Origin of the sequence: Bradyrhizobium sp. DN3 (assembly GCF_041357655.1) — a bacterium.
Taxonomy (GTDB): Bacteria; Pseudomonadota; Alphaproteobacteria; order Rhizobiales; family Xanthobacteraceae; genus Bradyrhizobium.
The window spans coordinates 1-18510 of the sequence record NZ_JAULLN010000005.1 but is presented as its reverse complement, the minus strand read 5'-3'; the positions used below and the strand labels follow the sequence as shown (position 1 = coordinate 18510).

The 18510-nt window shown below is 63.9% G+C and carries 20 protein-coding genes, 1 other RNA gene and 1 pseudogene; 10 read left to right on the top strand and 12 right to left on the bottom strand.

The window, feature by feature from the left end; all coding sequences use genetic code 11:
• Positions 1 to 6: 6 nt before the first annotated feature.
• The 10 genes and pseudogenes from AAE027_RS09325 to AAE027_RS09280 form a co-directional block, all read right to left on the bottom strand.
• Entirely contained in the window at positions 7 to 213 is a 207-nt protein-coding gene (locus tag AAE027_RS09325; RefSeq protein WP_027560516.1) for a DUF2065 domain-containing protein, read from the bottom strand.
• A gap of 71 nt (positions 214 to 284) precedes the next feature.
• A complete protein-coding gene (gene hflC, locus AAE027_RS09320) occupies positions 285 to 1181 on the bottom strand; it encodes a protease modulator HflC (protein ID WP_370990878.1) in 897 nt (298 codons plus the stop codon).
• A complete protein-coding gene (hflK, locus tag AAE027_RS09315) occupies positions 1178 to 2314 on the bottom strand; it encodes an FtsH protease activity modulator HflK (protein ID WP_091879018.1) in 1137 nt (378 codons plus the stop codon). The genes hflC and hflK overlap by 4 nt, the downstream gene beginning before the upstream one ends.
• 153 nt (positions 2315 to 2467) lie before the next feature.
• On the bottom strand, positions 2468 to 2977 hold the full coding sequence (locus AAE027_RS09310; protein ID WP_370990877.1) for a dihydrofolate reductase: 510 nt from the start codon (positions 2975 to 2977) through the stop codon (positions 2468 to 2470).
• Entirely contained in the window at positions 2977 to 3462 is a 486-nt protein-coding gene (locus tag AAE027_RS09305) for a GNAT family N-acetyltransferase (RefSeq protein ID WP_370990876.1), read from the bottom strand. The genes AAE027_RS09310 and AAE027_RS09305 overlap by 1 nt, the downstream gene beginning before the upstream one ends.
• A 6-nt stretch (positions 3463 to 3468) precedes the next feature.
• Positions 3469 to 4263, bottom strand: a complete 795-nt coding sequence (locus AAE027_RS09300; protein ID WP_091879028.1) for a thymidylate synthase — start codon at positions 4261 to 4263, stop codon at positions 3469 to 3471.
• Between the two features lie 170 nt (positions 4264 to 4433).
• A complete protein-coding gene (locus AAE027_RS09295; protein WP_370990874.1) occupies positions 4434 to 5414 on the bottom strand; it encodes a tripartite tricarboxylate transporter substrate binding protein BugD in 981 nt (326 codons plus the stop codon).
• 138 nt (positions 5415 to 5552) lie between these two features.
• Complete coding sequence (locus AAE027_RS09290) at positions 5553 to 7067, bottom strand: tripartite tricarboxylate transporter permease (RefSeq protein WP_370990872.1); 1515 nt, start codon at positions 7065 to 7067, stop codon at positions 5553 to 5555.
• A gap of 7 nt (positions 7068 to 7074) precedes the next feature.
• Entirely contained in the window at positions 7075 to 7836 is a 762-nt protein-coding gene (locus AAE027_RS09285; protein ID WP_370990870.1) for a tripartite tricarboxylate transporter TctB family protein, read from the bottom strand.
• Between the two features lie 95 nt (positions 7837 to 7931).
• A pseudogene (locus AAE027_RS09280) lies at positions 7932 to 8206 on the bottom strand (chromate transporter); the annotation flags it as partial.
• 109 nt (positions 8207 to 8315) lie between these two features.
• On the opposite strand from AAE027_RS09280, the gene ssrA reads away from it, so the two are divergent.
• From ssrA to AAE027_RS09230, 10 genes are all read left to right on the top strand, one after another.
• Positions 8316 to 8683: a transfer-messenger RNA gene (gene ssrA, locus AAE027_RS09275) on the top strand.
• Positions 8684 to 8799: 116 nt separating this feature from the next.
• Positions 8800 to 9318 carry an SspB family protein gene (locus AAE027_RS09270; RefSeq protein WP_091879040.1) on the top strand — a complete coding sequence of 173 codons (519 nt, stop codon included), beginning with the start codon at positions 8800 to 8802 and terminating at the stop codon, positions 9316 to 9318.
• A gap of 90 nt (positions 9319 to 9408) precedes the next feature.
• A complete protein-coding gene (fumC, locus tag AAE027_RS09265; RefSeq protein WP_370990869.1) occupies positions 9409 to 10842 on the top strand; it encodes a class II fumarate hydratase in 1434 nt (477 codons plus the stop codon).
• Positions 10843 to 11119: 277 nt separating this feature from the next.
• A complete protein-coding gene (locus AAE027_RS09260; RefSeq protein WP_370990868.1) occupies positions 11120 to 11308 on the top strand; it encodes a DUF4169 family protein in 189 nt (62 codons plus the stop codon).
• Positions 11305 to 11556, top strand: coding sequence for a ribbon-helix-helix domain-containing protein (locus AAE027_RS09255; RefSeq protein ID WP_084805126.1), 252 nt, complete (start codon positions 11305 to 11307; stop codon positions 11554 to 11556). The genes AAE027_RS09260 and AAE027_RS09255 overlap by 4 nt, the downstream gene beginning before the upstream one ends.
• Before the next feature lie 115 nt (positions 11557 to 11671).
• Positions 11672 to 11947, top strand: a complete 276-nt coding sequence (locus tag AAE027_RS09250; protein WP_091879050.1) for a FeoA family protein — start codon at positions 11672 to 11674, stop codon at positions 11945 to 11947.
• A gap of 26 nt (positions 11948 to 11973) precedes the next feature.
• Complete coding sequence (gene feoB, locus AAE027_RS09245; RefSeq protein WP_370990866.1) at positions 11974 to 13845, top strand: ferrous iron transporter B; 1872 nt, start codon at positions 11974 to 11976, stop codon at positions 13843 to 13845.
• A gap of 302 nt (positions 13846 to 14147) precedes the next feature.
• Positions 14148 to 14429 (top strand): hypothetical protein, encoded by a 282-nt coding sequence (locus tag AAE027_RS09240; RefSeq protein ID WP_370990865.1) that lies wholly within the window; start codon positions 14148 to 14150, stop codon positions 14427 to 14429.
• 127 nt (positions 14430 to 14556) lie between these two features.
• Positions 14557 to 15660: a calcium/proton exchanger gene (gene cax / locus AAE027_RS09235; RefSeq protein ID WP_370990864.1), complete on the top strand. Its 1104-nt coding sequence runs from the start codon at positions 14557 to 14559 to the stop codon at positions 15658 to 15660.
• A 507-nt stretch (positions 15661 to 16167) separates the two neighbouring features.
• The gene (locus AAE027_RS09230) at positions 16168 to 16701 is read left to right on the top strand and encodes a GNAT family N-acetyltransferase (protein WP_370990889.1); all 534 of its coding nucleotides are present in this window, start codon (positions 16168 to 16170) and stop codon (positions 16699 to 16701) included.
• Positions 16702 to 16801: 100 nt separating this feature from the next.
• Here AAE027_RS09230 and AAE027_RS09225 read toward each other — a convergent pair whose 3' ends face one another.
• Positions 16802 to 17041: a hypothetical protein gene (locus tag AAE027_RS09225; protein WP_091879060.1), complete on the bottom strand. Its 240-nt coding sequence runs from the start codon at positions 17039 to 17041 to the stop codon at positions 16802 to 16804.
• Positions 17042 to 17072: 31 nt separating this feature from the next.
• Positions 17073 to 18191 (bottom strand): DUF2336 domain-containing protein, encoded by a 1119-nt coding sequence (locus tag AAE027_RS09220; RefSeq protein ID WP_176945292.1) that lies wholly within the window; start codon positions 18189 to 18191, stop codon positions 17073 to 17075.
• Positions 18192 to 18510 lie beyond the last annotated feature (319 nt).

Genomic DNA, 18510 nt, shown 5'->3' with positions numbered 1-18510 from the left:
TGACGCCTAAACCGGGCGCCGCATCACCCAGATCAGGATCAGGCCGGCCACGGCCGAACCGATCCCGACCGCCCGCAGGATGTTGTCCGGCGTGGCGATGGCGCTCTTCATGGCCTTGCGCATCCAGTTGGGACTTGCCGCGAACATCAAGCCTTCGAGCACGAACAGGATGCCTAGGCCGATGAGGAAGTCGGCGAACGCAATGGACCTCATCGGAATGGAACCTCCCGTTATGCTGCTCTTGTCTGGACAAAGGGCGGCCAGACCGGCCGCCCTTGTCTAGCTTACGGCTTTGCCGGCGTCTCGGTCGCCGTCTTGCCGGACGGGCTACCGAAGTACCGGAAGAAATCCGAGTCCGGCCGCAGCAGGAAGCGGGTGTCGTTCGAACGCAACCCGTTCTCATAGGCCGTCATCGACCGGTAGAAGGCGAAGAAGTCGGCGTCCTTGCTGTAGGCTTCCGCAAACAGGCGGTTGCGCTCAGCATCGCCCGCACCGCGGGTCTGCTCAGCCTGCGAATTGGCTTCTGCGACGATGACGGTTGCCTCGCGGTCGGCCTTGGACTTGATCTCCTGAGCCTTCTGGCCACCCTGTGCACGGAACTCGGCGGCCTCGCGCTCACGCTCGGTCTTCATGCGCTGGTAAACCGCCTGGCTGTTCTGCTCGGGCAGGTCGGCGCGGCGGATCCGGACGTCGACGACCTGAATGCCGTAGCCATCGGCCTCGCGGTCGAGCTGGTCGCGGATGCGCAGCATGAGCTTTTCGCGGTCGTCGCGCACCACGTTGATGAAGGTGACTTCGCCGAGCACGCGGCGCAGCGCCGCGTTCAGGAGCGTGGTGAGCTGGATGTTGGCGGCCTGGATCGAGCCGACGCTCTGATAGAAGCGCAGCGCGTTCTTGATCCGGTAGCGCGCGAAGGCGTCGACCACCAGCCGCTTCTGGTCCGAGGCGATCGCTTCCTGCGACGGGTTCTCAAGATCGAGGATGCGCTTGTCGATGTTGATCACCGAATTCCACGGCGCCTTGAAGTGCAGGCCGGGCGCGGTGACGACGTCGATGGGTTCACCGAAGCGCAGCACGATGGTCTGCTCGGTCTGCTGAACCGTGAACAGCGACATATAGGCCACGATCAGGACCAGGAGCAGTCCGAGTAGCGTGACGAAACCTGTAACCGGAGACCTCATCGGTTGCCTCCGCTCGACTGCGGACCGGTCGTAGGCTGCCGCTTCGGCGCCAGCTCGGGAAGCGGCAGATAGGGCACGACACCCTGACCCGTGGAGCCGCCGTCATAGACGAGCTTGTCGGCGCCGCCGAGCACACGCTCCATCGTTTCCAGATAAATCCGTTCACGCGTCACGTCGGGCGCCTTCTTGTATTCCTCGTACACCTTCAGGAAGCGCGCGCTCTGGCCCTTGGCCTCGGCGACCGCCTGCTCCTTGTAGCCTTCGGCGTCCTGGAGGATCTTGGCCGCCCGTCCGCGCGCCTGCGGGACCACCTGGTTGGCATAGGTCTGCGCCTCGTTTTGCAGCTGCTCGAGATTGGCGCGCGCAGCCTGCACGTCGCGGAAGGCGTCGATCACCTGCGCCGGCGGATCGACCTTCTGCATCTGCACCTGGGTGATCTGAATGCCCGCGCCATAGCTGTCGAGGGTCTTCTGGATCAGCTCCTGCACGCCCTGTTCGGTGACATTGCGCGCGCCGGTCAGGATCGGCTGGATCTGCGAGCGGCCAATCACCTCGCGCATCGCGCTCTCGGCGACTGCCTTCACGGTGCCTTCGGGATTCTGGATGTTGAAGAGGAAGTCGCCGACGCCATCCGGCTTGATGCGCCAGAGCACGGTGAAGTCGACGTCGACGATATTTTCGTCGCCGGTCAGCATCAGGCTCTCTTCCGGGACGTCACGTATGGAGCGGCCGCGCCGCGCCGGATCGTCGATCAGCGTCATGCCGATGGAGATGGTGTTGACGCGTAGCGCCTTGGGCAGCAGTACTGTCTCGATCGGATAGGGCAGATGGTAATTCAGGCCCGGCTGCACCGTGCGGACGTGCTTGCCGAAGCGCAGCACGACACCGAGCTCTTCGGACTGCACGCGGAAGAAGCCCGACAGCAGCCAGAACGCGACGATGAGCAGGATGATCAGCGTGATGCCGAGGCCGGAGAAATAGCCGCCCGGCATGATCTGCTGGAGGCGGTCCTGGCCGCGTCGCAGAAGGTCTTCCAGATCCGGCGGCCTCGGCCCGACCGGTTGCGGGCCTGAGCCCCATGGTCCCTTTGGACCCGAGCCCCACGGGCCACCGCCCTGATTCTTCCACGGCATACGACGCTCTCCTCGGCAGGGTGGAAATAACCCCCGCCCGCTTGTCCGGTCCGGCTTTATAGGGGACGGGCAGGTCCCTTACAACGCAGCCCTGACTGTCTTCCGAGCTATGCTCGGGCACGAAAAAGTCAATGTAAACATTGGCGAATGCGGTTAATGGCCCGCCCGCCGACGATATGTCACATAGGAGAAGTCGGCGCTGTCGTCGGGGCCGGCAGGATGCCGGATGCGTGCCACCTCATCCCACTCCGCCTTGTCGATGTCGAAATGCGTGTCGCCTTCGGGCCGCGCATGCACTTCAGTGATTTCGAGCCGATCGGCGCGATCGAGCAACTGCCGATAGATCTCGGCGCCGCCGATCACCGCGATCTCGGCGACCGAACGCCGCAGGGCGTCGCCCCGCGCAACCTCGTTTGCATCCGCCGCCGATGTCGTGACGATGGCCCCGATAGCGCGATAACCCGCATCGCGCGTGATCACGATGTTGGTGCGGCCCGGCAGCGGACGGCGCAGGGATTCGAAGGTCTTGCGACCCATGATCACAGGCTTGCCGATCGTGAGCGCCTTAAAGCGCGCCATGTCGGATTTCAAGCGCCACGGGATCGCGTTGCCTGCGCCGATGATTCCGTTCTCGGCGATCGCGACAACGAAGACGATCTCCATCAGGACGCGCTCCCGGCAAGCCGTGTCAGCGCCGGCCCGGTGACGCGACACAGCGTCCAGTCGTCCATCATGACGGCACCGAGCGATTTGTAGAACGCGATCGACGGCGCGTTCCAGTCGAGCACCGCCCATTGCAGGCGCGACCAGCCGTTATCGACGCATTCCTTCGCGAGATAGACCAGCAGCGCCTTGCCGAGGCCCCTGCCCCGATGCGACGGTCGCACATAGAGGTCTTCGAGATAGATGCCGTGCCGGCCGCTGAAAGTGGAGAAGTTCGCAAACCACACCGCAAAACCGACCGACTCGCCGTTCCACTCGGCGATCGCGCAATAGAGTTGCGGCCTGTCGCCGAACAGCGCGTCCGCGATGTCAGCCTCGGTCGCCTCGACCTCGTGCGAAAGCGTCTCGTATTCGGCGAGCTCGCGGATGAAGGAAAGAACGAGCCCGGCTTCTCCCGGTCGCACGCGGCGGATGTTGAGCGACATAGGACGCTAGACCGCAACTTCCGCCTTGATGTGCGGATGCGGATCATAGCCGACGAGCTCGAAATCCTCGAAGCGGAAGGAGAAGATGTCCTTCACCTCGGGATTGATCCGCATCACCGGCAGCGCGCGCGGCGCGCGGGTGAGCTGGAGCTTCGCCTGCTCCAGATGGTTGGAATAGAGATGCGTATCGCCGAACGAATGCACGAAGTCGCCCGGCTTCAGGCCAGTGACCTGCGCGACCATCATCGTCAGCAGTGAATAGGAGGCGATGTTGAAGGGCACGCCGAGGAACACATCGGCCGAGCGCTGATAGAGCTGGCACGACAGCTTGCCATTGGCGACGTAGAACTGGAACAAGCAGTGGCACGGCGGCAGCGCCATCTTGTCGACCTCGGCCGGATTCCAGGCCGAGACGATCAGGCGGCGCGAGTCCGGATTGCGCTTGATCATGTCGACGACGTTCGCGATCTGGTCGATGCTGCGGCCATCAGGCGCGGGCCAGGAGCGCCACTGATGGCCGTAGACCGGGCCGAGATCGCCATTGGCATCGGCCCATTCGTCCCAGATGGTGACGCCGTTGTCGCGCAGATATTTGATGTTGGTGTCGCCCTTCAGGAACCAGAGCAGCTCATGCACGATCGCCTTCAGCGGCAGCCGCTTGGTGGTCAGCATCGGAAAGCCGGCGGACAGATTGAAGCGCATCTGGTGGCCGAACACCGACAGCGTGCCGGTGCCGGTCCGATCGGTCTTCTCGGCGCCGTCTGAAAGAATCCGCTCGAGCAGGTCCTGATACTGGTGCATGTGTCGTGAGCCTTTGGGGAGGCGGGAAACTTAACGGCCGCCTCTGCGCTGCGACAGCGGCGATTCGCTGTCCGCGTCGATTATACCCGGAAAAGTGAGCGTTCCCGGCGCAAACGACAAGGGGCGGAACTCGGCATTCCGCCCCTCACCTATCAGCTTGATACTGCTGGCTAAGTTGCCGGCTTGAGCACCGGGCTCCACTTCGCGATCTCGTTCTTGACGAGGGCCGCCAGCGCCTCCGGCGTACGGTCCTTAGGGCCCGGAATGACGCTGCCGAGCTCGAGCAGGCGCTTGCGCACGGTCTCGTCGTCGAGCGCCTTGATGGCGGCGGCGTTCAGGCTCGCCACGACCGCCGGCGAGGTTCCCTTCGGTGCGAACATCGCATTCCAGGCCTGGGCCTGGAATGCCGGCAGGCCGGCTTCCGCCGTCGTCGGCACGTTCGGCAGCGACGGATTGCGCTCCGCTGTTGCGATCGCATAGGCCTTGATGGTGCCGGCATTGATCTGCGGGACGGCGTTGACGATCTGGTCGCACATGTAGTCGACCTGTCCCGCCACCAGCGCGTTCATCGCGGGACCCGTGCCATTGAAGGGCACACCGACCGGTTTGATGTCGAGGATGGAGTGCAGAAGCTCGCATGAGGCGTGCGAGACCGAGCCGACGCCGGCATGCGCGGCATTCACCTTCTCCACATTCGCCTTCACATAGGTGACGAACTCCTTGAGGTCCTTCGGCGGAAAATCCTTGCGCGCCAGGATCAGGATCGGCGTGCCCGCGAGCAGCGCGACCGGCTCGAAGTCCTTCTCGGGATGATAGGCGAGTTTCGGATAGAGCGGCACGGAGGCGGCATGCGTGCCCATATGTCCGGTGATGAGCGTATAGCCGTCATTGGCCGCACGCGCGGCGCGCGTTGTGGCGGTGGTGCCGCCGGCGCCGACCACGTTCTCGATGATGATGCTCTGCCCCAGCGTCTGCGCCATGTGCGCGGTGACGATGCGCGCGACGACGTCGGTCGGTCCGCCGGCCGCGAACGGCACGATCATGGTGATGCTGCGCGTCGGATAGGTCTGCGCCTCAGCCGGTGCGGCATGGACGCACAACGATGCGAACGCCGCGGCACATGCGCCCGCAAGCGCGCGAATGACAGTCATCTCGATCTCCGGGAAACAAACAAAAATGCCGGCCACAAGGCCGGCATTTTCATTTCACGAAGCCGTCACACAAGTCGATTCGACTTCCGAATGCGGCGCGCCGACGCAGGGCGCGGCGCCGACGCAGGGCGCAACGCCTCAGTTCTCGGACTCGGTGAACACCTCATCGCGCTTGGCGCGCAAGATCGGTAGCACCGTAAGGACAAGGAGGGTCGCCGCGATCGCGAGCAGCACGGCCGACAACGGACGCGTCAGGAACACGCTCCAGTCGCCGCGTGAGATCAGCAGCGCACGGCGCAGGTTCTCTTCCATCAGCGGTCCCAGCACCATGCCGAGCAGCAGCGGCGCCGGCTCGAAATCGTGCTTGATCAGCCAGTAACCGACGAGGCCGAACACACCTGCGAGGATGACGTCGACCGGCGCGTTGTTCACCGAATAGATGCCGATCGCGCAGAAGATCACGATCGAGGGGAACATCAGCCGGTACGGCACGCGCAGCAGCCGCACCCAGATTCCGACCAGCGGCAGGTTGATGATGATCAGCATCAGATTGCCGATCCACATCGAGGCGATCATGCCCCAGACGAGATCCGGCTGCTTCTGCATCACCTGCGGACCCGGCACGATGCCGTGGATGGTCATCGCGCCCACCATCAGCGCCATCACCGCGTTCGGCGGGATGCCGAGGGTGAGCAGCGGGATGAAGGAGGTCTGCGCGGCGGCGTTGTTGGCGCTCTCCGGCCCGGCCACGCCTTCGATCGCGCCGCGACCGAACTGCGACGGATTCTTGGCGAGCTTCTTCTCGAGCGTATAGGCCCCGAATGATGCGATTGTCGCACCACCGCCGGGCAGGATGCCGAGGATCGAGCCGAGCACGGTGCCGCGCAGGATCGCGGGCGTCGAGTCGACCAAATCCTTCCTGGTCGGCATCAGACCTGTAATCTTCTGCTGCACGAGATCACGGCTCATCTCGGCGCCGGCGTCGAGATTGCGGATGATCTCGGCAAAGCCGAATACGCCCATCGCCACCGTCGCAAAGCCGAGGCCGTCAGCGAGTTCCGGAATGTTGAAGGCCATGCGCGAGGCGCCGGTCTCGATGTCCGAGCCGACCATCGAGAGCAACAGACCGAATACGATCATTGCGATCGCCTTCAGCACCGAGCCCTTGGCCAGCACCACCGCGAAGATCAGGCCGAGTACCATCAGCGAGAAATATTCGGCCGGGCCGAACGCCAGCGCGAGTTTCGTGAGCGGCGCGCCGAGGACGGCAATCAAGACGGTCGCGACGCAGCCGGCGAAGAACGAGCCGATCGCGGCGATCGCCAGCGCCGGGCCGGCGCGGCCCTGTCTGGCCATCTGGTGGCCGTCGATGGCGGTGACGACCGATGTCGCCTCACCGGGTATGTTGACCAGGATCGACGTGGTCGAGCCGCCGTACTGGGCGCCGTAATAGATGCCGGCGAGCATGATCAGCGCGCCGACTGGCGGCAATCCAAAGGTGATCGGCAGCAGCATCGCGACCGTTGCGATGGTGCCGATGCCCGGGAGCACGCCGACCAGCGTCCCGACCAGGGCGCCGATCAGGCACATCAGGAGGTTGATCGGAGAGAACGCGACGGCGAAGCCGTGAGCGAGGTTGGCAAAGATATCCATCACGCCCTCACTGAATCAGGAAACGCGGAAACATCGGCATCGGTAGCCCGAGCACGTATGGAAACAGGATCGCGCAACCAACCGTCAGGCAGGCGCCGACGATCGCCGCTTCAAGCCAGCGCGTCTCATTCGATCCGGTCGCCGCGATCATGAAGCTTAGGAAGGCCGTGACCACGAGGCCGAGGGGCCGGATCGCCAGCGCAAAGAAGAGGATCGCCGCCACCACAAACAGCGGTCCCCGCCAGGAGTAATGGGAAAGCGGGGCTCCCTCCGTCAGGAGGCCCGTCAAGGCGATGCCGGCGGACAAGGCGACCAGCAGGCCGCCGAACATGCGCGGCGCGGTCCCTGCGCCGAAGGAGAAGCCGCGCATGCCCTGCAAATCACTCGACGCCCATAGCGCGAACAGGGCGACCGCCATCAGGACGATGCCGCCGACATAGTCCTGCGCCGATCGGATCGTCATGAACAGCGTGAGGATCGCCACCACAAACAGCGGATAGGAATAGATCAGTGCCAGCAGCACCTCGGACGGCACCTTCTTGGCGTCGCCCCCGAGCGACCCGAAGATCGCGCTGGGCGCTCCGGCGAGCAGCGCCGTCGCGTGGCCGGTGACGACCGTCGCCGGGCCGCGGCCGGTGCCCCAGCCGAAGATCGTCCCGATCGACCAGATCAATTCGAAAATCTGCGGCGCAATCGCCAGCAGACAAAAACCGAGCGCCAGCTTTGTGTTTCGCGTGGCTGTCGCTGAGTGGCCCATCGTGTCGGCCATGCCTGTCTCCTCCGCGACCCGTAAGTCACGAGCACTGTTGTTCTAAATCGGCTGGAACTGGATCCCCCGCCCGGATCACTGCCTAGCGATTTTCATCACACAATGCCAGCAAAACCCAACAAACCCCCAGCATGCAGGAACCAGAGTGGATTATGCGCGAAACCGATGCGATCACCGCAACCATCGCGGTCAGGAGCAGTGCAGCAATTGTGCGATCGGTCGCAGGGCACTCGCCGCCGCCGCCGATTAACGTCACGATAAGCACGTTCGGAGCGGGCGAGAGCTACGCGATCGCATAGGCGTCAGTGAACGGCTTGTCGCTCATCCAGTGATGCACCTCGACTGCGATGCGGTGCATCTTCGGAACCGCCGTCCGGTGCTGAATCCGGGGACATGTCAGGCGCTTAGGAACGAGGGTCGCGCCATGGCCAAGACGGGCCGGTACCTATCCAAAGGAACCGCAGGCAATCCGCTTGAAAGCCCTGTTTTTCGAAAGCTTTGCGCCCTATATTGGGGATGCCGGTTCGCCGGCTATGGAAATAAACGGTCGTCGCAATAAACCATTCGGACCCGGGGGCGGTACCCGGCGCCTCCACCAAAGCCCACCCACGGGCTGGCCCTAGGAGCGGGCTTTGGCGGGGGCGAAATAGGATCGACGAGGGCGTAAAGGGCGTACTTTTTCCCGGTATTGTTCCGCCGTTATCGGGCTACTGCAATAGTTGCCAACGACAACTTTGCTCCGGTTGCTCAGGCTGCGTAACGCAGTTTGAAAGACCACTCTAAAGTCCTAGCGGGTTAAGCTCCGCTAGGCGGGGTTCGGAGGCACCTGGCAACAGAAGCCTCCACTTTGCTTTTTGATTTCTTCCACGGCGGGGACTCCTGCTGACCTGTCAGGCGCGGTACTATTGCGGCTTGGCGAGTCGGACCGGCAGGGTCCGGCTTCGGGGATGCAACAGGACCACGATGGCGACCGATCATATCCGATACGATGTGCTGGCCCGCGACGCGCTGCGCGGCGTGCTGCGCAAGGTGCTGACCGATGCCGCAGCCCATGGCCTGCCGGGTGAGCACCATTTCTTCATCACCTTCGTGTCGAAGGCCGAGGGCGTGAAGCTGTCGTCGCGGTTGCTCGCGCAATATCCGGAAGAGATGACGATCATCCTCCAGCACCAGTTCTGGGATCTGACCGTGCTCGAGGACCGTTTCGAGGTCGGCCTGTCCTTCGGCGGCATTCCGGAGCGGCTGGTGGTGCCCTTCAGCGCCATCAAGAGCTTCCTCGATCCGTCCGTGAAATTCGGTCTCCAGTTCGACACCTCCGACGTCGCCGAGGTGGCGCCCGAGAGTTTGCCGGCAGCACCCGCACCGTCGGCCGTCGCGGTCCCCGCGTCTGCCGCTGAGCCGGCGGAAAGCGCGGAGGAGCCGGCGGCCCCGAACCAGGGCGGCGCCGAAGTCGTGCGGCTCGATCGTTTCCGCAAGAAATGATCTAGGTTGGGCCCGCCCCCGTCGCTCACGGCCAGACTCCCTATATAGAAGAGCATATCAAGAGGCCCGCGCGGCATTTCGCGCGGCGGAATGGATGTGCTCATGGCCAAAACTGCCCGCTCGAAGACTACTCGCCCCACCCCCCGTACCGAGACCGACAGTTTTGGTCCGATCGAGGTCGCCGCCGACCGCTATTGGGGGGCGCAGACCGAGCGCTCGCGGCAGAATTTCCGCATCGGGACGGATCGCATGCCGATCTCGCTCGTACATGCCCTCGGCATCGTCAAGCTCGCCGCGGCACAGTCCAACCGCGAGCTCGGCCTGCTCGACCAGCGCCGCGCCAATGCCATCATCCGTGCCGCGCGCGAGGTGATCGACGGCAGCCTCGACGATCATTTCCCGCTGGTGGTGTGGCAGACCGGCTCGGGCACCCAGACCAACATGAACCTCAACGAGGTCATCGCCAACCGTGCCAACGAGCTGCTCGGCGGCGAGCTCGGCACCAAGAAGCCGGTGCATCCCAACGATCACGTCAACATGAGCCAGTCGTCGAACGACTCTTTTCCCACCGCGATGCACATCGCGGCGGCAGGCCGCATCAATGCCGATCTCGTTCCTGCGCTCGGTGAGCTGCTCCGCGCGCTGCGCAAGAAAGAAAAGGAGTTCGCCAAAATCGTGAAGATCGGCCGCACCCACACCCAGGACGCGACGCCGCTGACGCTCGGCCAGGAGTTTTCCGGCTATGCCGCGCAGGTCGAGAGCGGCATCACCCGCCTCAAGGGCGCGGTGAAGGAGCTCTATCCGCTGGCGCAGGGCGGCACCGCCGTCGGCACCGGCCTCAACTCGAAGCCGCGCTTTGCAAAACTGTTCGCTAAGCACGTTGCCGGGATCACAAAGCTCCCCTTCATCAGCGCCGCCAACAAATTCGAGGCCCTGGCCTCGAACGATGCCTATGTGCTGGCTCACGGCGCCATCAATTCGGTGGCGACGGGCCTGTTCAAGATCGCCAACGACATCCGCCTGCTCGGATCCGGCCCGCGCTCAGGGCTAGGCGAACTGATCCTGCCGGAGAACGAGCCGGGCTCCTCGATCATGCCGGGCAAGGTCAATCCGACGCAGTGCGAGGCGATGACCATGGTCTGCTGCCAGGTGTTCGGCAATCACACCGCGATCACCGTCGCCGGCAGCCAGGGCCATTTCGAGCTCAACGTCTACAAGCCCGTGCTGGCCTACAACATGCTGCACTCGATCCGCCTGATGGCGGACGCTGCGCGCTCTTTCACCGAACATTGCGTCAGCGGCATCCGCGCCGACGAGAAGCGCATCAAGGAACTAATGCAGCGCTCGCTGATGCTGGTGACGGCGCTCGCGCCCAAAATCGGCTATGACAATGCGGCCAAGGTGGCCAAGACGGCGCATGCCAACGGAACCACGCTGAAGGAAGAAGCGCTGCGATTCGGCTTCGTCTCGGCGGATGAATTCGACCGCCTGGTACGCCCCGAGAAGATGACCAGCCCGGGATAAAATTCCGAATTCCGATAGCCATCCGTAGTGATACGGACGCCCGAACCGCAGAAATATAGGGCTTTGAGGGCGGGATTTGATTACCGTCAATGTTGCGGCGGGGCGGCGTGTTACGCAGCCCCTCTGCCCTTGACGGGGCTAATTCATCGTTTGATGGCCCGAGGGGCCGATTGACGAGGACGAGCTAATGGCGATCAAGTCTTTTGGGGCGCAATGCGGCGCCCTGTTTCTGAATGTTTCATCCGGCGCAGAGAGGATCGGGTGATGGAGACACGGCATGGGGAACGTCATCAACCTGAATCGTTTCAGGAAGCGCGCCGAGCGGAAAGCCTCGGCGAAGCAGGCGGACGCCAACCGGGCGAAGTTCGGTCGCACGAAGGCGGAGCGGTCGGCGGCGGAGAAGCGGGCGGACCAGGCGAAGGAGCATCTGGACCAGCACCGGATCGATCGCGAGGAGCAGCCATGAAGTCGCCCGTTGTGAAGCGGTCGATCGTCGTCGCCGGGCACAAGACCAGCGTCAGCCTGGAAGAGGCGTTCTGGAACGGCATGAAGGAGATCTCGGGCCTGCGCAACATGACGCTGTCCGAGCTCGTCGGCGAGATCGACGGCGCCCGCCAGCAGGGCAATCTGTCGTCGGCGATCCGCCTGTTCGTCCTGGACTACTTCAAGAGCCGCGCCATGGCCGTCCAGCCGGAAAAGGTCCCGGCCCAGTAGCCGCCGGAGCGCTTTCCCGGAGCGCCCCGCGATCTGCACTTTAAAATCACTCTAAGGTGCAGCTTCGGCGGGCGAGCGCGCTTGACCTCAATGCCCTGCATTGAAAATACAGGGCATGACCGACACCAATGACATGCGCCCGCACATGCCGCTGGGTCTGGCCCAGCGTGGCTATACCGGCGTCATCCAGCATCTGTCCGCCCGCGAGGCGGGCTCGGCGCTCTCGGACATCGAGCTCGAGAGCCGGCTGATCGAGCTCGGCTTCGTCGAGGGCGCCCAGGTCGAGGTCCTGCATGAGGGGCTGGTCGGACGCGACCCGATCGCCGTGCGGGTCGACAACATCACCATCGCGGTTCGTCGTCGCGAAGCCATGGCCATCATCGTCGCTTAGATAGCGGCCGGATATTTGCTCCTCCCATGGAATTACCCCTGCTGCATCTCGCCCTGGTGGGCACGCCAAACAGCGGCAAGACCTCGCTGTTCAACGCCCTGACCGGCAGCCGGCAGAAGGTCGCGAACTATCCGGGCGTCACCGTCGAGCGCAAGGAAGGCTTCTTCGTCACCCCGCTCGGCCGCCAGGTCTCCGTGGTCGACCTGCCCGGCACTTATTCGCTGCGCGGCCGCAGCCCGGACGAGGAGATCACCCGCGACTTCGTGCTCGGCAAGGCCTCCGGCGAGACGGTGCCCGATCTCGTGCTGTGCGTGGCCGACTCGACCAATCTGCGCCTGACCATCCGCCTGCTGCTCGAGCTCAAGCGCACGGGACGGCCGATGATCCTCGTGCTCAACATGTTCGACATCGCGACGCGTCGCGGCATCGATGTGGACGTGGAGCGGCTCGCCAAGGAGCTCGGCGTGCCCGTGGTCACCTCGATCGCGGTGCGCAAGGGCGGCACGGCCGATCTGCTGGCTCTGACCGACGAGATTGCGGCAAAACTCGCCGCCGAGCCGCAGGAGAACAACTGGCGCGCGCTCAGCGTCTCCGAGCTGCGCGCCACCCAGCGCGAGGCCGACCGCATTATTGCCGACTGCGTCAGCCTGCCTGCTAGCCCCGACACCTGGACCGCCCGGATCGACGCGATCGTGCTGCATCCCGTCGGCGGCCTCATCGTGCTCGCGCTGATCCTGTTCGTGATGTTCCAGGCGGTGTTCGCCTGGGCGCAGCCGCTGATGGAGCTGCTCAACTCCGGCTTCGATGCGCTGGGCGAGCTCGTGCACAACACCCTCCCCGCCGGCCTGCTCCAGAGCTTCCTTCAGAACGGCGTGATCTCCGGCGTCGGCAGCGTCATCGTGTTCCTGCCACAGATCATCATCATCTTCCTGTTCATCCTGCTCTTGGAAGATTTCGGCTACATGGCGCGCGCAGCGTTCCTGATGGACCGCATCATGGGCGGCGCCGGCCTGCACGGCCGTGCCTTCATTCCGCTGTTGTCGAGCTTTGCCTGCGCCATTCCCGGCATCATGGCAACGCGCGTCATCGACAACAAGCGCGACCGACTGACCACGATCCTGATCGCGCCGCTGATGACCTGCTCGGCGCGTATTCCGGTCTACACGCTGATCATCTCCGCCTTCATTCCGGCCAGGGACGTCTGGGGCTTCATCAACCTGCAAGGCCTCGTGATGTTCGGCCTCTATGCGGCCGGCATCACCAGCGCGCTTGTGGTCTCATTCCTGATCAAATTCTTCATGCTGCGCGACTATGCGCCGGCGCCGTTCATGCTGGAGCTGCCGGACTACAAGATGCCGCGGCTGAAATCGATCGCGATCGGCATCTACACCCGCGCCAAGATGTTCTTGCAGCGCGCCGGCACCACGATCTTCTCGATGATGGTGCTGATCTGGTTCCTGGCCTCGTTTCCGCAGCCGCCGGCGGGCAGCACAGAGCCGGCGATCGACTTCAGCCTGGCTGCGATGATCGGCAAGGCGCTCGCGCCGCTGCTCGCGCCTGTCGGCTTCAACTGGCAGATCGCGGTCGCGCTGATCCCCGGCATGGCGGCGCGCGAGGTCGCGGTCGCAGCGCTCGGCACCGTCTATGCGATCGAGGGCGGCAAGGAGGCGGCCGAGCAGATCGGCCAGGTGCTGGCGACGAAATGGTCGCTCGCGACCGCTCTGTCGATGCTGGCCTGGTACATCTTCGCCCCGCAATGCGCCTCGACGCTGGCGGTGATCCGGCGCGAGACCGGAAGCTGGGCCTGGATGGCGGTGACCTTCACCTACATGCTGGTGCTGGCCTATGCGGCGAGCCTCGTCACCTACAATGTCGCGGTCGCCTTAGGGGCGGGCTAAAGCCTCCCAAAACAAAAACTGCGAAAACAACCCCATGCATAGTAGGACGGGGTCGTGAAATCAATGGCTTACGCGTGTGCGAAAGTCATCCGACCGTCGATGGGGCAACCGGCCGAAATTCGGAAAATCAGTTGACCCGTCGGGCAAAACACCGGCATGATGGCATCGTGGAAAGAAAGGCAAGATGCGTCCTCGGCGCGATGCTTGCGATCCCCTCGAACTACGACCGCATTGATCTCGGTCAATGGTCCACCTCACCGGCCTGTCACGCTTTCTCGTCGTCCTGCAAAGGGAGAGAGCACATGACTGGACATGCCAAGCTGATCGGACTGTTCGTCACCGCCGCGCTGTTCACGGCAGCGCCTCTGTCGTTCCGCACCTCGCCGGCAGATGCGCTCGCCGTGTCCGTTGACACCGCCGAGGCCCGCGTCGGACGCCCACTCACGCCCGGAAGCGTTGCAGGCGTCAATCGCAGGGTCCATCGGCGCGCCTACTATGGTGCAGCAGCGGCCGGAGCTGCAGCCTATGGTGCCTATGGCTATCGCCGGGCTTGTGGATATTACCCCTATCCGCCCTGCTATTGAGACGCGTGCGAGGCTCGTCGGATCGACGAGCCTCGCGCCGGTTCGAGGGCCTGCAGGTCATTGAGCCAGATCAATACCGGACCCATCTGCGGCGGCAGCGTCGAGGCCTGACCGCGAAGGACGGACCATGCATTCGCTGCTCAAGGAAATCCGGCACAGCCCGCTTCTGTGGATGCTGGTCGTCGTGCCGGTGGTGATCGCGCTCGAGCACATCATGCCGGACGCGCATACGCTGCTGTTCGTGCTGGCCGTGATCGCCATCGTGCCGCTCGCGAGCCTGCTCAGCCACGCAACGGAGGCCGTGGCCGAGAAGACCGGTGATGCAGTCGGCGGGTTGTTGAATGCCACGCTTGGCAATCTCACGGAGCTCATCATCGCCGTCACGGCGTTGCAGGCCGGTCAATACATGCTGGTCAAAGCCTCGATCGCGGGTGCGATCGTGACCAACTCGCTCTTCATGCTGGGCGCATCGCTGTTTCTGGGCGGACTGAGGCATCGCGTGCAGGAGTACAACCGGGCGGGCGGCAGGCTTCATTCCGCGCTGCTGCTGATGGCCACGATCGCCCTGTTATCCCCTTCGGCCGTGGCCGACCTCAACTTTCCCGGACACGAGGCGACGGTGCAGCGCTTGAGCGTCGCCTTGGCGGTCCTGCTGATCGCGGCCTACGGTCTCAGCCTGCTGTTCTCGCTGAAGACGCACAAGGAGCTGTTTGCGAGCAGCGACCATGGCGAGGGCGGCGGCCCGGCGCTACCGGTTGCGGTCGCCGTTCCGACACTGGGGATTGTCACGGTGCTGGTTGCGCTCGTGAGCGAGATTTTCGTCGAGTCGGTGCAGAAGGCTGCGGAAACGCTCGGCATGACCCCCGCATTCGTCGGATTCATCGTGGTTGCCCTGGTCGGCGCTGCGGCCGAAATGGCCGTGGCGTTTTCCGCGGCACGCCGGAACCGGCTCGACATGAGCGTGAGCATCGCGCTCGGAAGCGCATCCCAGATCGCCTTGTTCGTCGCACCCGTTCTCGTGCTGCTGAGCTATTTCGTCGGCCCGCAGCCCATGGACCTTCAATTCTGGCCGGGAGCCGTGACCATGGTCATGATCGCCGCCGTGGTGACGAGCTTCATCACCAACGGCGGACAATCGGCCTGGTTCGTCGGTGCGCTCCTGCTCTGCATCTACGCGATCTTCGCGATGACGCTCTACATGGTCCCGCCCGGCTCGCACGGCCCCGTCTAGGCTCCGGCCGCTTCCACCCATCCTTGCGAGGAGTCCTTGCAACGAAGCAATGAAGACCATCTCCGCGGAAACAGCCTGGCAACGGAGTGTAGGACGCCGTCGTCGCCCCCTAGCGACTAACGCGCGACCGGCTGCGAGCCGGTTGACCTGTCAGGCAAGACAGCCGCTATGATCGACCATGTCCAGGATCAAGCTGGCTTATGAGCCAGCACCGCTCCACTCCGCTCCTTTTTGAGCGCGAACTATGCTGCCAATGCGAGGCCGAATGCCATGCAAAAGGTCGTACCGGCCGCAATGAAGCGTAGCTTGTTGGTTTCCCAGATCGCACCCTCCTGTGCCACCAACGACAGCAAGGGCGGAAGAAGTACGTGTGTGTGAAGAATTTCACACGCTCCGGGAGTTTTCGTGCTACGCCGCCGGCGCCGGGATTGCCGTCTCCGAGGCTTGACCGTGGCGGTCCCCGCTGGCGTGGTGACATCCGGTGCAAAATGCAGCTATCTGTCTTCAATGGATCACTTCAGCACCGACAGACTGACCGCCGAGAGGTTGAACGAAGATCACCTCACCGACCTCGTCGCGCTGCATCTCGATGCCGAGGTGTCCCGCTATCTCGGCGGGGTGCGGGCGCCCGAGGTCACGAAGACCTATCTCGCCACCAACATGGCGCATTGGGACGAGCATGGCTTCGGGCTGTGGACGCTGCGATCGAAAGACGGGGCATTCGCCGGGCGGGCGGGAATCCGGCACATCCTCGTCGACGACGTCGACGAGATCGAGATTGCCTACGCGTTCAAGCGCGAATTCTGGGGCCAGGGATTTGCGAGCGAGATCGCGAGCGCGCTGACGGACATCGGGCTGTCACAGCTCGCGCTGCCATCCCTCATCGGCATCGTCTATGTGGAGAATAGCGCATCGCGCCGCGTGTTGGAGAAGTCGCACTATCTGCTCGAGCGGAGCACGAACCGTCACGGCGAGGACGTCGTGATCTACCGCATCCGGCGAGACTGGAAGGCGAGCGCGGCAGCGCGCTCGGGCGCGTAGCCCGGATGGAGCGCAGCGAAATCCGGGGCATGGCACGGGGAGGCTCCGCGGCGATGCTGGTCCCGGATTACGCTTCGCTCCATCCGGGCTACGGACGGACTTACCTGAAATAGCCCAGCACGAGATCGACATCCGCGCTGCGTGCCACCGTGCCGTTCAGCTCAGCGTCGATGACGCGGCGGCAGGCTTCGATCGCGGCGTGGTCGCCGAGGTCGTTGGCGGCTTCCAGCACGAGCCAGGCGACGTCGACCGACGCCTTGTCCGGCGCACCGCCGCCGAGATCGGCGGCCGGCGCCTTGTTGATCTTCTTGCGAACCGCGGTGCCGAATTGAGGCAACATTGCAGATACTCCCTTGTCCTCAGTGTACCTGTCAGTGAACTTGGAGCTCGGGCTGACGGCCCGCATCGGCACCCGCGCTGTTCTTGCGCGACTGGTAGAACTTCAAGATGCTGCGCGAGGTCTCGATCTTGAGGCGGCCGTACTCACGCTCATTGTCCTGGAGCTCGCGCGCCGTGATCAGGTGATCCTTGGCGCCGAGGAACAGCAGCGACATGGTCGTGTCCCAGGAGAAATCGAGCGCCTTGCACAGCACCAGGATCATCTCGCGGTTGCGGTCCATCAGCGCGCGCTCGATCACGTCGACCGGCAGCGCCGACAGCAGCGACAGGCCGATCTGCACCTCGTCGAAGCGGTGCTGGCGCGCATAGTTCGAGATCGAATCCTGGTTGAGGTTGCCCTGGCGGTACTGCGTCGTCACCACGCGCTTGGCGACGAAATAGCTGCGTGAGGACGGACCGAACTTGGACTGAAGGTCGCCGGTGACCTCGGTCACCGAGCTCTGGATCTGTGCCATCATCTCGGGCCGCTCGGTCTCGAGGCGGCGGCGAACGTCCTCCGAGGCCTTCGCGATCAGCTGCTGGAAGATGTGGCGCGGTACGTCCTTGCGCAGGCCAAGCTGCTCGGCGAGGATCGAATCGCCCTCGGCGCGGCGCACCATGTGCAACAGGCCCGAGCCGGAGAAGCGCGCGCCCTCGTTTTTCGCAACCGACGTCACGACCTCCTGGTTGCCGCGCTTGACCAGCACGTCGGTCACGGCCTCGCCGATCGACTGGCGCTGGGCGATCGCGAGCAGATGCGCCTGGCCCTTTGTCATGGCGCTCTCGACCAGCATCTTCTCGTCGATACGCGTGGAATCGCGCAGAATGGGACCGGCGACCTCGATCTCGTCGTCGAGCGCGAGCTTTGCGATGACGTTGAACGGGGCGTGGTCGCACGCCGACATCACCTCCGAGAGCTGCACCCGCGCGGCGACCTCGATTTCGTCGGCGAGCCGCCCGATGACCTCGCCGAACGTGCTGATCTCGTCATCGCTGTAGCGGCCGGTGATCAGGATATCGGTCGCGTGCCACAACGCTTTCGCCCGGCTTTCGTCGGTGCCGCGCGCGATCGCGTCGTCCAGATCCTGTAGAAGCGTCTTCGCCCCGTTCATCTCGATAACCCCAGTTCTTGGTAGCCCTTCGGCGAGCTGTCCCGCCGCTCGTGGCAGGACGCCGAATTCCTCAGGAACCGACACTAGAGACCAAACGCGAGAATTCAGTAAAATCGGCAAATCAGTTTTGCTGACCAAAATTCATTCAAATGCGCGGGAATCGGTTTACCGGCGCGGAAGGTCTCGCTTCACCTCTCCCGGAGGGAGAGGTCGGATCGCATCGAAAGATGCGATCCGGGTGAGGGGTTACAGTGACACTGTCTGCCGCGGCCCCTCACCCGGATTGCACTGGACGATGCTTCGCATCGCCAGGCGCAAT